The organism is Herbaspirillum frisingense, assembly GCF_047325095.1.
Taxonomy (GTDB): Bacteria; Pseudomonadota; Gammaproteobacteria; order Burkholderiales; family Burkholderiaceae_D; genus Herbaspirillum; species Herbaspirillum frisingense.
The window spans coordinates 63585-77781 of record NZ_CP168558.1 but is presented as its reverse complement, the minus strand read 5'-3'; the positions used below and the strand labels follow the sequence as shown (position 1 = coordinate 77781).

The following is a 14197-nucleotide window of genomic DNA, read 5'->3' as shown; positions in this document are numbered from 1 at the left end:
TCAGTAATCAGTCGGGCGTGTTGCCTGGACATTCTCATCAAATCTAGGAGTCTAAGATGGCAAAAGGCAAGTTTGAACGGACCAAGCCGCACGTGAACGTCGGTACCATCGGTCACGTTGACCACGGCAAGACCACCCTGACCGCTGCAATCGCAACCGTTCTGTCGAAGAAGTTCGGCGGCGAAGCGAAGGCATACGACCAGATCGACGCAGCGCCTGAAGAAAAGGCCCGCGGCATCACCATCAACACCGCGCACGTCGAGTACGAAACCGCCAATCGTCACTACGCGCACGTTGACTGCCCAGGCCACGCCGACTATGTGAAGAACATGATCACCGGCGCTGCGCAGATGGACGGCGCGATTCTGGTGTGCTCGGCCGCTGACGGCCCGATGCCCCAGACCCGTGAACACATCCTGCTGTCCCGTCAGGTCGGCGTTCCTTACATCATCGTCTTCCTGAACAAGGCTGACATGGTGGATGACGAAGAGCTGCTGGAACTGGTGGAAATGGAAGTCCGTGAACTGCTGTCGAAGTACGAGTTCCCTGGCGACGACCTGCCCATCGTGAAGGGTTCGGCCAAGCTGGCGCTGGAAGGCGACACCGGTCCCCTGGGCGAGCAAGCGATCATGGCCCTGGCTGAAGCGCTGGACACCTACATCCCGACCCCGGAACGTGCTGTTGACGGTACCTTCCTGATGCCGGTGGAAGACGTGTTCTCGATCTCCGGTCGTGGCACCGTGGTGACTGGTCGCGTTGAGCGCGGCATCATCAAGGTCGGCGAGGAAATCGAAATCGTCGGTATCGCCGACACCCAGAAGACCACTTGCACCGGCGTGGAAATGTTCCGCAAGCTGCTGGACCAAGGTCAAGCTGGTGACAACGTTGGCGTTCTGCTGCGTGGTACCAAGCGTGAAGACGTGCAGCGCGGCCAGGTTCTGGCCAAGCCGGGTTCGATCAAGCCGCACAAGCACTTCACCGGCGAGATCTATGTTCTGTCGAAGGACGAAGGCGGCCGTCACACCCCGTTCTTCAACAACTACCGTCCGCAGTTCTACTTCCGTACCACTGACGTGACCGGTGCGATCGAACTGCCGAAGGACAAGGAAATGGTCATGCCGGGCGACAACGTGTCGATCACCGTGCAACTGATCAACCCGATCGCCATGGAAGAAGGTCTGCGTTTCGCCATCCGTGAAGGCGGTCGTACCGTCGGCGCCGGCGTCGTCGCCAAGATCTTCGACTAAGATCAAGCTGTAAAACACTTTGCCGCGGTGCGTAACGTATCGCGGCATTCGTGTCTCAATCGCGAGTTTTTGTAGGGGCGTAGCTCAATTGGCAGAGCGTCGGTCTCCAAAACCGAAGGTTGGGGGTTCGATGCCCTCCGCCCCTGCCACCGAATCTGGTGCAGGGTACTGAAAGTAAATATGTCTAGCCAGCCAGTTCAAACCGTCAACACCTCCAACGACAAGATCAAGATCGCACTGGCGATCGTGGCTGTGGTTGCAGGCGTGGTCGGTTTTTTTGTGTTGTCTGATCAGTCGACTCCGGTGCGTGCTGTCGCCCTGGTCGCCGGTCTGCTGGTGGCTGTGGCGTTTGCCTGGACCTCTGCACAAGGCCGCGGCTTCGTCGGTTTCGCCAAGGAGTCCGTGCGAGAAACCAAGAAAGTCGTCTGGCCCACCCGCAAGGAAGCCATGCAGATCACCGCGGTGGTATTCGCCTTCGTGCTGGTCATGGCCATCTTCCTGTGGGGTACGGACAAGTTGCTCGAGTTCCTGTTGTACGACGTAATTTTGGGCTGGAAATAACATGAGCGATAGCACGCAAGACAGCGCACCGATTGGTGCGCAAAGCGTTTCAGGCGCCGGAAATAAGCGCTGGTACGTGGTGCATGCGTATTCCGGCATGGAAAAGAGCGTGCAGCGCGCGCTGACCGAGCGCATCAACCGCGCCGGCATGCAAGAACAGTTCGGCCAGATCCTGGTGCCGACTGAAGAAGTCGTTGATATGAAGAATGGTCACAAGTCGGTGACCGAGCGTCGTTTCTTCCCGGGCTATGTCCTGGTCGAGATGGAAATGACGGACGAAACCTGGCACCTGGTGAAGAACACCGCCAAAGTGACCGGTTTCATCGGCGGCAAGTCGAATCGTCCGACCCCGCTGCCCCAGCGCGAAGTGGATTCGCTGCTCCGCCAGATGCAGGAAGGCGTTGAGAAGCCCCGTCCAAAGGTGCTCTACGAAGTGGGCGAAATGGTCCGCATCAAGGAAGGCCCGTTCACCGATTTCAACGGCAACGTCGAGGAAGTGAACTACGAGAAATCGCGCGTGCGCGTCTCGGTGACCATCTTCGGTCGCGCCACCCCGGTCGAACTCGAGTTCGGCCAACTGGAAAAAGTCTGATCCCGCTCCGGAATCCCGCCTTTCCCTGTCAAGTTTTCAGCGCCCGCTGGAGCGCACCGGACAAGTCATCGTCTGCCAATCCAGCAATCCGAGGAGCCCAAGTAGAAAGCCGCAAGGCCAACGAATCGGCGCTACAACTCAATCAATAAGGAGCCGTCATGGCAAAGAAGATTATTGGTTTTATCAAGCTGCAAGTGCCAGCTGGTAAAGCAAACCCGTCCCCCCCGATCGGCCCTGCGCTGGGTCAGCGCGGTCTGAACATCATGGAATTCTGCAAGGCGTTCAACGCCCAGACCCAAGGTGTTGAGCCGGGTCTGCCGATTCCGGTCGTGATCACCGCCTTCGCGGACAAGTCCTTCACCTTCGTGATGAAGACGCCGCCGGCGACCATCCTGATCAAGAAGGCTGCTGGTATCCAGAAGGGTTCCGCCAAGCCGCATACCGACAAGGTCGGCTCGATCACCCGCAAGCAAGCGGAAGAGATCGCAACCCAGAAGAAGCCGGACCTGACCGCTGCTGATCTGGAAGCTGCCGTGCGTACCATCGCTGGTTCCGCACGTTCGATGGGCATCACGGTGGAGGGTCTGTAATGGCTAAGGTATCCAAGCGCGTCAAGGCAATGAAGGAAAAGGTCGATCGTACCAAGGCCTATCCGTTCGACAACGCCGTTTCCCTGATCAAGGAATTCGCAACCGCGAAGTTCAATGAATCGATCGACGTCTCCGTCCAGCTGGGCGTGGACGCCAAGAAGTCGGACCAGGTCGTTCGTGGTTCGGTGGTGCTGCCTGCCGGTACTGGCAAGACTGTTCGCGTGGCCGTGTTCGCATCCGGCGACAAGGCTGAAGCTGCCAAGGCAGCTGGCGCTGACGTGGTCGGCATGGAAGACCTGGCAGAGCGCGTGAAGGCCGGCGACATGCCGTTTGACATCGTCATCGCCTCGCCCGACACCATGCGTATCGTCGGTACCCTGGGCCAGATCCTGGGCCCCCGCGGCCTGATGCCTAACCCGAAGGTTGGCACCGTGACCCCCGACGTCGCTACCGCTGTCAAGAACGCCAAGGCTGGTCAGGTGCAATACCGTACCGACAAGTCCGGCATCATCCACGCTACCATCGGCCGCAAGTCGTTCTCCGACGCCGATCTGAAGGCCAACCTGCTGGCCCTGATCGATGCCCTGAACAAGGCCAAGCCGGCCAGCAGCAAGGGTGTGTACCTGCGCAAGATCGCTCTGTCGTCCACCATGGGCGCTGGCGTTCGCGTGGACCAGGCTTCCCTGGCGGCCTAAGCAAGCAATATAGTCCCCGTTTCCTCACGGAAGCGGGGCATCTCTTTGGGCTGTCGTTATTGTCTCGATAATGACGGCAGGCCTTCAAAGACCGTTGGGCGGAAGCCGGCAGCAACAAGCCGGCCAAAGTTAAAAAGGCTGTACGAAAGTTCAGTTGACCCAACGCAGATGGTGAACCCGAGCAAGTTTTGTGGTCTCAGGCAGCATTTTCAGTTTTGCCCTATGCTGCAGTGAACTCCTAAACGTCGGACGCCGTGTTCGAACCGGTGCAAGGCAAGCAGGCAGTGGCCTGTGTGGTGGCCGAGCACTATTTTTGGAGGTTGATCTTGAGTCTCAATCTGAATGACAAGAAGGCCGTCGTCGCCGAAGTTTCCGCAAAGGTTGCAACTGCGCAAACGATCGTCGTGGCCGAATACCGTGGCATCCAGGTTGGTTCCTTGACGCAACTGCGCGCACAAGCGCGTGCCCAAGGCGTGTACCTGCGCGTGTTGAAAAACACGCTGGCTCGTCGCGCTGTTGAAGGCACGAAGTTTGCCGACCTCGCCCCGCAACTGACCGGTCCGCTGATCTACTCGATCTCGGAAGATGCCGTGGCCGCTGCCAAAGTCCTGTCGGACTTTGCCAAGACCAACGACAAGCTGGTTGTGAAGGCAGGTAACTACGAAGGCAAGCAGCTGGACAAGGCTGCTGTTGCTTCGCTGGCAAACATCCCGTCTCGCGAAGTTCTGCTGGCCCAGGTCCTGGGCATGATGCAGGCTCCGGTGTCGGGCTTTGCGCGCGCTCTGGCTGCTCTGGCAGCCAAGAAGGAAGCCGAAGCCGCATGATGCACGGCCGCCCTTGGCGGCCCCGCTCTGCTGTTTCGACGCTTTCGCGTCATTACCAATCTGATGTTATTACCGAAATAAATTTAGGAGTTTCAAATGGCAATTAGCAAAGAAGACATCCTGGAAGCCGTTGGCGCGCTGTCCGTGATGGAACTGAATGACCTGGTCAAGGCATTCGAAGAGAAGTTTGGTGTTTCCGCTGCCGCTATGGCTGCTCCGGCCGCCGGTGGCGCTGCTGGTGGCGCTGCTGCTGCTGAAGAACAGACCGAATTCACCGTTGTGCTGGCTGAAGTCGGCGCCAACAAGGTCGGCGTCATCAAGGCCGTCCGTGAAATCACCGGCCTGGGTCTGAAGGAAGCCAAGGATCTGGTTGACGGTGCACCGAAGCCGGTCAAGGAAGGCATCGCCAAGGCTGACGCTGAAGCTGCCAAGAAGAAGCTGGAAGAAGCTGGCGCCAAGGCCGAACTGAAGTAATTCTCTTGCCTACCAAGGCGAGTCATTACTCCGGAGTCAAAGTGCAGAATCCCTTGAAAAAGGGATTCGGCTTTGGCTCCTTTGTCGTTTCTTATTTTTGCTGGTGGAATTGATGCGCCGCAGTGTTCGTTGTCGGGAATATTAAGCGCGATCGCAGCAAAAAACTAGGGTAGACATTTGAAGATTTGAGTGCCGATAACCCGGACCTGCTTGACCGGCAAGTCGCGCGGTTTGATCGAATCTTGAACTCTCTATCCTTCCTGTCACTCACGGAGTGTCCATGCACTACTCATTTACTGAGAAGAAGCGCATTCGCAAGTCCTTCGCGAAACGCGCAAACGTCCACAACGTTCCGTTCCTGCTCGCGACTCAGATCGAGTCGTATCAGAATTTCCTGCAACCCGAACGCATCGCATCAGAACGCAAGAACGAAGGCCTGCAATCGGCTTTCACCTCGATTTTCCCCATCGTGTCGCACAATGGTTTTGCGCGTCTCGAATTCCTGTCGTATGTGCTGGGCGCTCCGCCGTTTGATGTCAAAGAGTGCCAACAACGAGGCCTGACCTTCGCGTCCCCGCTGCGTGCCAAGGTGCGCCTGGTGATCCTGGACAAGGAGTCGCCCACCAAGCCGGTCGTCAAGGAAATGAAGGAACAGGAAGTCTACATGGGCGAACTGCCCCTGATGACCACCACCGGTTCCTTCGTCATCAACGGCACCGAGCGCGTGATCGTGTCCCAGCTGCACCGCTCCCCGGGCGTGTTCTTCGAACACGACCGCGGCAAGACGCACTCGTCGGGCAAGTTGCTCTTCTCGGCCCGCATCATTCCTTACCGTGGCTCCTGGCTGGACTTCGAATTCGATCCGAAGGACATCCTGTTCTTCCGCGTCGACCGCCGCCGCAAGATGCCGGTGACGATCCTGCTGAAGGCCATCGGCATGACCTCCGAGCAGATCCTGGCGAACTTCTTCGTCTTCGACAACTTCAACCTGCACGCCGAAGGCGCGGACATGGAGTTCGTCTCCGAGCGCCTGCGCGGTGAAGTCGCACGTTTCGACATCACCGACAAGTCGGGCAAGGTGATGGTCGCCAAGGACAAGCGCATCAACGCCAAGCACGTGCGTGACATCGAAGCCGCCGGCATCAAGCACATCTCCGTGCCTGAAGACTATCTGCTGGGCCGCGTCCTGGCCAAGAACATCGTCGATCCGGACACCGGCGAAGTGGTCGCCAGCGCCAACGACGAGCTGACCGAAGACCTGCTGGCCAAGCTGCGCGAAGCCAACATCTCGGCCATCCAGACCCTGTACACCAACGACCTGGACCAGGGCGGCTACATCTCGCAGACCCTGCGCACCGACGACACCGCCGACCAGACCGCCGCACGCGTGGCGATCTATCGCATGATGCGTCCTGGCGAACCGCCGACCGAAGAGTCCGTGGAAGCCCTGTTCAACGGCCTGTTCTACAGCGAAGACCGCTACGACCTGTCGGCCGTGGGCCGCATGAAGTTCAACCGTCGCGTCGGTCGCGATGAGCTGACCGGCACCATGACGCTGTCCAATGACGACATCCTGGCCGTCATCAAGATCCTGGTCGAACTGCGTAACGGCCGTGGCGAAGTCGATGACATCGACCACCTGGGTAACCGTCGCGTGCGTTGCGTGGGCGAACTGGCCGAGAACCAGTTCCGTGCCGGCCTGGTGCGCGTGGAGCGCGCCGTCAAGGAACGCCTCGGCCAGGCCGAAGCGGACAACCTGATGCCGCACGACCTGATCAACTCCAAGCCGATCTCGGCTGCCATCCGTGAGTTCTTCGGTTCCTCGCAGCTGTCGCAGTTCATGGACCAGACCAACCCGCTGTCGGAAATCACGCACAAGCGTCGCGTTTCCGCCCTGGGCCCTGGCGGTCTGACCCGCGAACGCGCCGGCTTTGAAGTGCGCGACGTGCACCCGACCCACTACGGCCGCGTCTGCCCGATCGAAACGCCTGAAGGCCCGAACATCGGCCTGATCAACTCGCTGGCGCTGTACGCCCGCCTGAACGAATACGGCTTCCTGGAAACCCCGTACCGCAAGGTCGAGGGCAGCAAGGTCACCAACCAGATCGACTACCTGTCGGCCATCGAAGAAGGTCGTTACGTGATCGCCCAGGCGAACGCGACCATCGACGGCGAAGGCAAGCTGTCCGACGAACTGGTGTCGGCCCGTGAAGCCGGCGAAACCATCCTGGTCTCGCCCGAGCGCGTGCAGTACATGGACGTGGCCCCGGGCCAGGTGGTGTCGGTGGCAGCCTCGCTGATTCCGTTCCTGGAGCACGATGACGCGAACCGTGCACTGATGGGCGCCAACATGCAGCGCCAGGCCGTGCCTTGCCTGCGTCCGGAAAAGCCGCTGGTCGGCACCGGCATCGAGCGTACCGTGGCAGTTGACTCCGGTACCACCGTGCAAGCCCTGCGTGGCGGCGTGGTGGACTACGTCGATGCAGGCCGTGTGGTGATCCGCGTCAACGACGACGAGGCGCAAGCCGGCGAAGTCGGTGTGGACATCTACAACCTGATCAAGTACACCCGTTCCAACCAGAACACCAACATCAACCAGCGTCCGATCGTCAAGATCGGTGACCGCGTCGCCAAGCACGACGTGATCGCCGACGGCGCCTCGACCGACATGGGCGAACTGGCACTGGGCCAGAACATGCTGGTGGCCTTCATGCCCTGGAACGGCTACAACTTCGAAGACTCGATCCTGATCTCCGAAAAGGTCGTGGCCGATGACCGCTACACCTCGATCCATATCGAGGAACTGTCGGTGGTCGCCCGTGACACCAAGCTGGGCGCTGAAGAAATCACCCGCGACATCTCCAACCTGGCCGAGAACCAGCTGGCGCGTCTGGATGAATCGGGCATCGTCTACATCGGCGCTGAAGTCGAAGCCGGCGACACCCTGGTCGGTAAGGTCACCCCGAAGGGCGAGACCCAGCTGACCCCGGAAGAGAAGCTGCTGCGCGCGATCTTCGGCGAGAAGGCTTCCGACGTGAAGGACACCTCGCTGCGCGTGCCCTCGGGCATGGTCGGCACCGTGATCGACGTGCAGGTGTTCACCCGCGAAGGCATCCAGCGCGACAAGCGCGCCCAGCAGATCATCGACGATGAACTCAAGCGCTATCGCCTGGACCTGAACGACCAGCTGCGTATCGTGGAAGGCGATGCCTTCCAGCGTCTGGAACGCCTGCTGATCGGCAAGGTCGCCAATGGCGGCCCCAAGAAGCTGGTCAAGGGCACCAAGCTGGACAAGGCCTACCTGGACGATCTGGACAAGTTCCACTGGTTCGACATCCGTCCGGCCGACGATGACATCGCCAACGCACTGGAGGCCATCAAGGAATCCATCGCCGAGAAGCGTCACCAGTTCGACCTGGCCTTCGAAGAGAAGCGCAAGAAGCTGACCCAGGGCGACGAATTGCCGCCGGGCGTGCAGAAGATGGTCAAGGTCTACCTGGCCGTGAAGCGTCGCCTGCAGCCAGGCGACAAGATGGCCGGTCGTCACGGTAACAAGGGTGTGGTTTCCCGCATCCTGCCGATCGAAGACATGCCGCACATGGCCGACGGTACCCCCGCCGACATCGTGCTGAACCCGCTGGGCGTGCCTTCGCGTATGAACGTCGGTCAGGTGTTGGAAGTTCACCTGGGTTGGGCCGCCAAGGGCCTGGGCCTGCGTCTGGGCGAAATGGTGCAGGCACAGGCCAAGATCGCCGAACTGCGCAAGTTCCTGACCACGATCTACAACGAATCCGGCAAGCAGGAAGAGCTGGACAAGTTCAGCGACGAGGAAATCGTCGAGCTGGTGGAAAACCTGAAGAAGGGCGTGCCCTTCGCGACCCCGGTGTTCGACGGTGCGCACGAGGACGAAACCCGCCGCATGCTGGACCTGGCCTACCCGGATCCGATCGCCAAGCAGCTGGGCATGACCCCGTCCAAGAACCAGGTCACCATGTATGACGGCCGTACCGGTGAAGCCTTCGAGCGTACCGTGACGGTGGGCTACATGCACTACCTGAAGCTGCACCACCTGGTCGACGACAAGATGCACGCACGTTCCACCGGCCCGTACTCGCTGGTGACCCAGCAACCGCTGGGCGGCAAGGCACAGTTCGGCGGCCAGCGTTTCGGCGAAATGGAAGTGTGGGCACTGGAAGCCTATGGCGCCTCCTACGTCCTGCAGGAAATGCTGACCGTCAAGTCCGACGACGTGAACGGCCGTACCAAGGTCTACGAGAACCTGGTCAAGGGCGATCACGTGATCGACGCCGGCATGCCGGAATCCTTCAACGTGTTGGTGAAGGAAATCCGCTCGCTGGGTATCGACATCGACCTGGAACGCGAATGATGTAAAGGGGTGCGCGGCGCAGGCTGCGCACCCCGCCGGTCTTTCCGGCGAAGCGAGAATTCAGTATCAGCGAATCACGAGATTCAAGAGAAGTACGGCAGTAAGCTGGGGAGGTCTGTCCCGGTATCGAGCGGCACCACGAAACAGCGCTTTCGTTGGCTCTCCCGCCGATGCGAACAGGGTTAAGCAGGGTGAACCGGCCACACGTAAATTTAGTTTTTTCACGCCAACCTGGAGTGATACATGAAAGCACTGCTCGATCTATTCAAGCAAGTCCAGCAAAACGAACAATTCGACGCGATCAAGATCGGTCTGGCTTCGCCTGACAAGATCCGCTCGTGGTCCTTCGGCGAAGTCAAGAAGCCGGAAACCATCAACTACCGTACCTTCAAGCCCGAGCGCGATGGCCTGTTCTGCGCCAAGATCTTTGGCCCCATCAAGGACTACGAGTGCCTGTGCGGCAAGTACAAGCGCCTGAAGCACCGCGGCGTGATCTGCGAGAAGTGCGGCGTGGAAGTGACCCTGGCCAAGGTGCGCCGTGAGCGCATGGGCCACATCGAGCTGGCTTCCCCCACTGCCCACATCTGGTTCCTGAAGTCGCTGCCATCCCGTCTGGGCATGGTGCTGGACATGACCCTGCGCGACATCGAGCGCGTGCTGTACTTCGAAGCCTATGTCGTGACCGATCCCGGCATGACCCCGCTGAAGAAGTGCCAGATCATGTCCGAAGACGACTACGCCGCCAAGTACGAAGAGTACGGTGACGACTTCATCGCCTTCATGGGCGCCGAAGGTATCCGCGAACTGCTGCGCTCGATCGACATCGACCGCGAAGCGGAAACCCTGCGCCAGGAACTCAAGGACTCCAAGTCCGAAGCCAAGATCAAGAAGTACGCCAAGCGCCTGAAGGTGTTGGAGGCGTTCCAGCGCTCGGGCATCAAGCCTGAGTGGATGATCATGGAAGTGCTGCCCGTGCTGCCGCCGGAACTGCGTCCGCTGGTGCCGCTGGATGGCGGCCGCTTCGCGACCTCCGACCTGAACGACCTGTACCGCCGCGTCATCAACCGCAACAACCGTCTGAAGCGCCTGATGGAACTGCGCGCGCCTGAAATCATCACGCGCAACGAAAAGCGCATGCTGCAGGAAGCGGTTGACTCGCTGCTGGACAACGGTCGTCGCGGCAAGGCCATGACCGGCGCCAACAAGCGCCCGCTGAAGTCGCTGGCCGAAATGATCAAGGGCAAGGGCGGTCGTTTCCGTCAGAACCTGCTGGGCAAGCGCGTGGACTACTCGGGCCGTTCGGTCATCGTGGTGGGTCCGCAGCTCAAGCTGCACCAGTGCGGCCTGCCCAAGCTGATGGCCCTGGAACTGTTCAAGCCCTTCATCTTCAACAAGCTGGAACTGATGGGTCTGTCGACCACCATCAAGGCTGCCAAGAAGCTGGTGGAAGCACAGGAACCGGTGGTCTGGGACATCCTGGAAGAAGTCATCCGCGAACACCCGGTCATGCTGAACCGCGCGCCGACCCTGCACCGTCTGGGCATCCAGGCGTTCGAGCCGGTCCTGATCGAAGGCAAGGCGATCCAGCTGCACCCGCTGGTCTGCGCGGCGTTCAACGCCGACTTCGACGGCGACCAGATGGCCGTCCACGTTCCGCTGTCGATCGAAGCGCAGATGGAAGCCCGCACCCTGATGCTGGCCTCCAACAACATCCTGTTCCCGTCCAACGGCGAACCGTCCATCGTGCCGTCCCAGGATATCGTGCTGGGTCTGTACTATGCCACCCGTGAAGCCATCAACGGCAAGAACGAAGGCATGATGTTCCAGGACGTCTCGGAAGTGATCCGCGCCTACGACAACAAGGAAGTCGAGCTGGCGACCCGTATCACGGTGCGTATCGTCGAACATCCGAAGGACCCGGTCACCGGCGAATTCGTGCGTACCGTCAAGCGCTACGAGACCACCATCGGCCGCGCCATCCTCTCCGAGATCCTGCCCAAGGGCCTGCCGTTCTCGGTGCTGAACCGCGCGCTGAAGAAGAAGGAAATCTCCAAGCTGATCAACACGTCCTTCCGCAAGTGCGGTCTGCGTGCCACCGTCGTGTTTGCCGACCAGCTGATGCAGTCGGGCTTCCGCCTGGCGACCCGCGCCGGTATCTCGATCTGCGTGGACGACATGCTGGTGCCGCCGCAAAAGGCCACCCTGATCGCCGCTGCCGAGTCCGAAGTCAAGCAGATCGAGCAGCAGTACTCCTCCGGTCTGGTGACCGCGGGCGAGCGCTACAACAAGGTCGTGGACATCTGGGGCAAGGCCGGTGACGAAGTCGGCAAGGCAATGATGGACCAGCTGAAGGTGGAAGACGTCGTCACGCGCGAAGGCAAGAAGACCACCCAGGAATCGTTCAACGCGATTTACATGATGGCCGACTCCGGCGCCCGTGGTTCGGCCGCCCAGATCCGCCAGCTGGCTGGTATGCGCGGCCTGATGGCCAAGCCTGACGGCTCCATCATCGAGACGCCGATTACCGCGAACTTCCGCGAAGGCCTGAACGTGTTGCAGTACTTCATCTCGACGCACGGCGCCCGTAAGGGTCTGGCCGACACCGCGCTGAAGACCGCCAACTCCGGTTACCTGACCCGTCGTCTGGTGGACGTGACCCAGGATCTGGTCGTGATCGAAGACGATTGCGGCACCTCCAACGGTTCGGCCATGAAGGCGCTGGTCGAAGGCGGTGAAGTCATCGAAGCCCTGCGCGACCGTATCCTGGGCCGCGTGGCTGCGACCGACATCGTCAATCCGGAAGATCAAGCCACCCTGTTCGAAGCCGGCACCCTGCTGGATGAAGACAAGGTCGAAGAGATCGAACGCATGGGCATCGACGAAGTCAAGGTCCGCACCCCGCTGACCTGCGATACCCGTTATGGTCTGTGCGCCAAGTGCTACGGGCGCGACCTGGGCCGTGGCCTGCTGGTCAACTCCGGCGAAGCCGTCGGCGTGGTGGCAGCGCAGTCCATCGGTGAGCCGGGTACCCAGCTGACCATGCGTACCTTCCACATCGGTGGTGCGGCATCGCGTGCAGCGGTGGCCTCCTCGGTGGAAGCCAAGTCCAACGGTACCGTGCGCTTCACCGCCACGATGCGTTACGTGACCAATGGCAAGGGTGAACAGATCGTCATTTCCCGTTCCGGCGAAGTGTTGATTACCGACGACCTGGGTCGTGAGCGCGAGCGTCACAAAGTGCCGTACGGCGCCACCCTGATCGTCAAGGATGGCATGACCATCAAGGCTGGTACCGCACTGGCGACCTGGGATCCGCTGACCCGTCCTATCATCACCGAGTACTCCGGTACCGTGAAGTTCGAGAACGTGGAAGAAGGCTCCACCGTGGCCAAGCAGATCGACGAAGTCACCGGTCTGTCGACCCTGGTGGTCATCGATGCGAAGCGTCGTGGTCCGTCCTCCAAGGTCATGCGTCCGCAGGTCAAGCTGTTGAACGAACAGGGCGAAGAAGTGAAGATCGCCGGCACCGAACACTCGGTGACCATCGGCTTCCAGGTCGGCGCACTGATCACCGTCAAGGACGGTCAGCAGGTGCATGTGGGTGAAGTGCTGGCCCGTATCCCGACCGAATCGCAGAAGACCCGTGACATTACCGGTGGTCTGCCGCGCGTGGCCGAACTGTTCGAAGCACGTTCGCCCAAGGACGCCGGCATGCTGGCCGAAGTCACTGGTACCGTTGCTTTCGGCAAGGAAACCAAGGGCAAGCAGCGTCTGGAAATCACCGACATGGAAGGCACCAAGCACGAGTTCCTGATCACCAAGGACAAGCAGGTGCTGGTGCACGATGGCCAGGTGGTGAACAAGGGCGAAATGATCGTGGACGGCCCGGCCGACCCGCAGGACATCCTGCGTCTGCTGGGTATCGAAGCGCTGGCCCGTTACATCGTCGACGAAGTGCAGGACGTGTACCGTCTGCAGGGCGTGAAGATCAACGACAAGCACATCGAAGTGATCGTGCGCCAGATGCTGCGCCGCGTGCAAGTGGTGGAGCCGGGCGACACCAACTACATCACCGGTGAGCAGGTCGAGCGCTCCGAACTGCTGGACGAAAACGACCGCGTGAACGCCGAAGGCAAGATCCCGGCGACCTACGAAAACGTGCTGCTGGGTATTACCAAGGCATCGCTGTCGACCGACTCCTTCATCTCGGCCGCATCGTTCCAGGAAACCACCCGCGTGCTGACCGAAGCCGCGATCATGGGCAAGAAGGACGGCCTGCGCGGTCTGAAGGAAAACGTCATCGTCGGCCGCCTGATCCCGGCGGGTACCGGCCTGGCCTTCCACCGCGCCCGCAAGGAAAAGGATGCATGGGAAGCCGAAGAGCGCGCAGCACTGCTCGAAGCCGAACGTGCCTCCCGCTCCGAGTTCGGCGACGAGGAAGTCTCCTCGGCCGAATCCTTCGGTGGTGTCGAAGGCGAAGCGTAAGCACTGCATCGTCAGGGTGGCCGGCAGGATGGGCCACCCGGCAATGAACGCCAGCAGGACAGAACGGCGTCGGAAGCAATTCCGGCGCTTTTTTTTCGTCCGTGCGACGCGCATCATCACCCTGTTCGTGGTGGGGGCACAGGGGACAGACATTGCCAAGGATGAGTGAATGTCCTATCATCTCCAGATAATAATTATTCTCATCTGTGACAGTCCGAGGGACCCGGCACAGCTTACGTCGCGGCCTGCGCCAGCAGGTCGTTTTCATTCCAAGAGGTAGCCAGCAATCGCTAGTAACCGAACCTGATCAAGGGGTGGTTACCAGTGTTTCCATGCAAATCG

Annotated in this window: 9 protein-coding genes and 1 tRNA gene; all 10 read left to right on the top strand. The window is 60.3% G+C overall.

The window, feature by feature from the left end; genetic code table 11:
* Positions 1-56: 56 nt before the first annotated feature.
* The 10 genes from tuf to rpoC all read left to right on the top strand — a co-directional run bounded on the left by tuf (position 57) and on the right by rpoC (position 13855).
* Complete coding sequence (tuf, locus tag ACEOAC_RS00420; protein WP_034312043.1) at positions 57-1247, top strand: elongation factor Tu; 1191 nt, start codon at positions 57-59, stop codon at positions 1245-1247.
* 73 nt (positions 1248-1320) lie between these two features.
* Positions 1321-1396 (top strand) — tRNA-Trp (locus ACEOAC_RS00415).
* A 31-nt stretch (positions 1397-1427) separates the two neighbouring features.
* A complete protein-coding gene (gene secE / locus ACEOAC_RS00410; RefSeq protein ID WP_006465500.1) occupies positions 1428-1808 on the top strand; it encodes a preprotein translocase subunit SecE in 381 nt (126 codons plus the stop codon).
* Position 1809: 1 nt separating this feature from the next.
* Positions 1810-2400: a transcription termination/antitermination protein NusG gene (nusG, locus tag ACEOAC_RS00405; protein ID WP_006465499.1), complete on the top strand. Its 591-nt coding sequence runs from the start codon at positions 1810-1812 to the stop codon at positions 2398-2400.
* 158 nt (positions 2401-2558) lie between these two features.
* Positions 2559-2990, top strand: a complete 432-nt coding sequence (gene rplK, locus ACEOAC_RS00400; protein ID WP_006465498.1) for a 50S ribosomal protein L11 — start codon at positions 2559-2561, stop codon at positions 2988-2990.
* Entirely contained in the window at positions 2990-3685 is a 696-nt protein-coding gene (rplA, locus tag ACEOAC_RS00395) for a 50S ribosomal protein L1 (RefSeq protein WP_006465497.1), read from the top strand. The genes rplK and rplA overlap by 1 nt, the downstream gene beginning before the upstream one ends.
* 326 nt (positions 3686-4011) lie before the next feature.
* The gene (gene rplJ / locus ACEOAC_RS00390; protein WP_006465496.1) at positions 4012-4509 is read left to right on the top strand and encodes a 50S ribosomal protein L10; all 498 of its coding nucleotides are present in this window, start codon (positions 4012-4014) and stop codon (positions 4507-4509) included.
* Between the two features lie 96 nt (positions 4510-4605).
* A complete protein-coding gene (rplL, locus tag ACEOAC_RS00385; RefSeq protein WP_006465495.1) occupies positions 4606-4983 on the top strand; it encodes a 50S ribosomal protein L7/L12 in 378 nt (125 codons plus the stop codon).
* A 280-nt stretch (positions 4984-5263) separates the two neighbouring features.
* On the top strand, positions 5264-9370 hold the full coding sequence (gene rpoB / locus ACEOAC_RS00380) for a DNA-directed RNA polymerase subunit beta (RefSeq protein WP_006465494.1): 4107 nt from the start codon (positions 5264-5266) through the stop codon (positions 9368-9370).
* Between the two features lie 243 nt (positions 9371-9613).
* Complete coding sequence (gene rpoC, locus ACEOAC_RS00375; RefSeq protein ID WP_006465493.1) at positions 9614-13855, top strand: DNA-directed RNA polymerase subunit beta'; 4242 nt, start codon at positions 9614-9616, stop codon at positions 13853-13855.
* Positions 13856-14197 lie beyond the last annotated feature (342 nt).

What these genes read in the sequence shown, in the direction of transcription:
- rpoB (WP_006465494.1), top strand. Translation starts at nt 5,264, where the DNA reads ATGCACTACTCATTTACTGAGAAGAAGCGCATTCGCAAGTCCTTCGCG.
- rpoC (WP_006465493.1), top strand. Translation starts at nt 9,614, where the DNA reads ATGAAAGCACTGCTCGATCTATTCAAGCAAGTCCAGCAAAACGAACAA.
- rplK (WP_006465498.1), top strand. Translation starts at nt 2,559, where the DNA reads ATGGCAAAGAAGATTATTGGTTTTATCAAGCTGCAAGTGCCAGCTGGT.
- secE (WP_006465500.1), top strand. Translation starts at nt 1,428, where the DNA reads ATGTCTAGCCAGCCAGTTCAAACCGTCAACACCTCCAACGACAAGATC.
- rplL (WP_006465495.1), top strand. Translation starts at nt 4,606, where the DNA reads ATGGCAATTAGCAAAGAAGACATCCTGGAAGCCGTTGGCGCGCTGTCC.
- tuf (WP_034312043.1), top strand. Translation starts at nt 57, where the DNA reads ATGGCAAAAGGCAAGTTTGAACGGACCAAGCCGCACGTGAACGTCGGT.
- rplA (WP_006465497.1), top strand. Translation starts at nt 2,990, where the DNA reads ATGGCTAAGGTATCCAAGCGCGTCAAGGCAATGAAGGAAAAGGTCGAT.
- nusG (WP_006465499.1), top strand. Translation starts at nt 1,810, where the DNA reads ATGAGCGATAGCACGCAAGACAGCGCACCGATTGGTGCGCAAAGCGTT.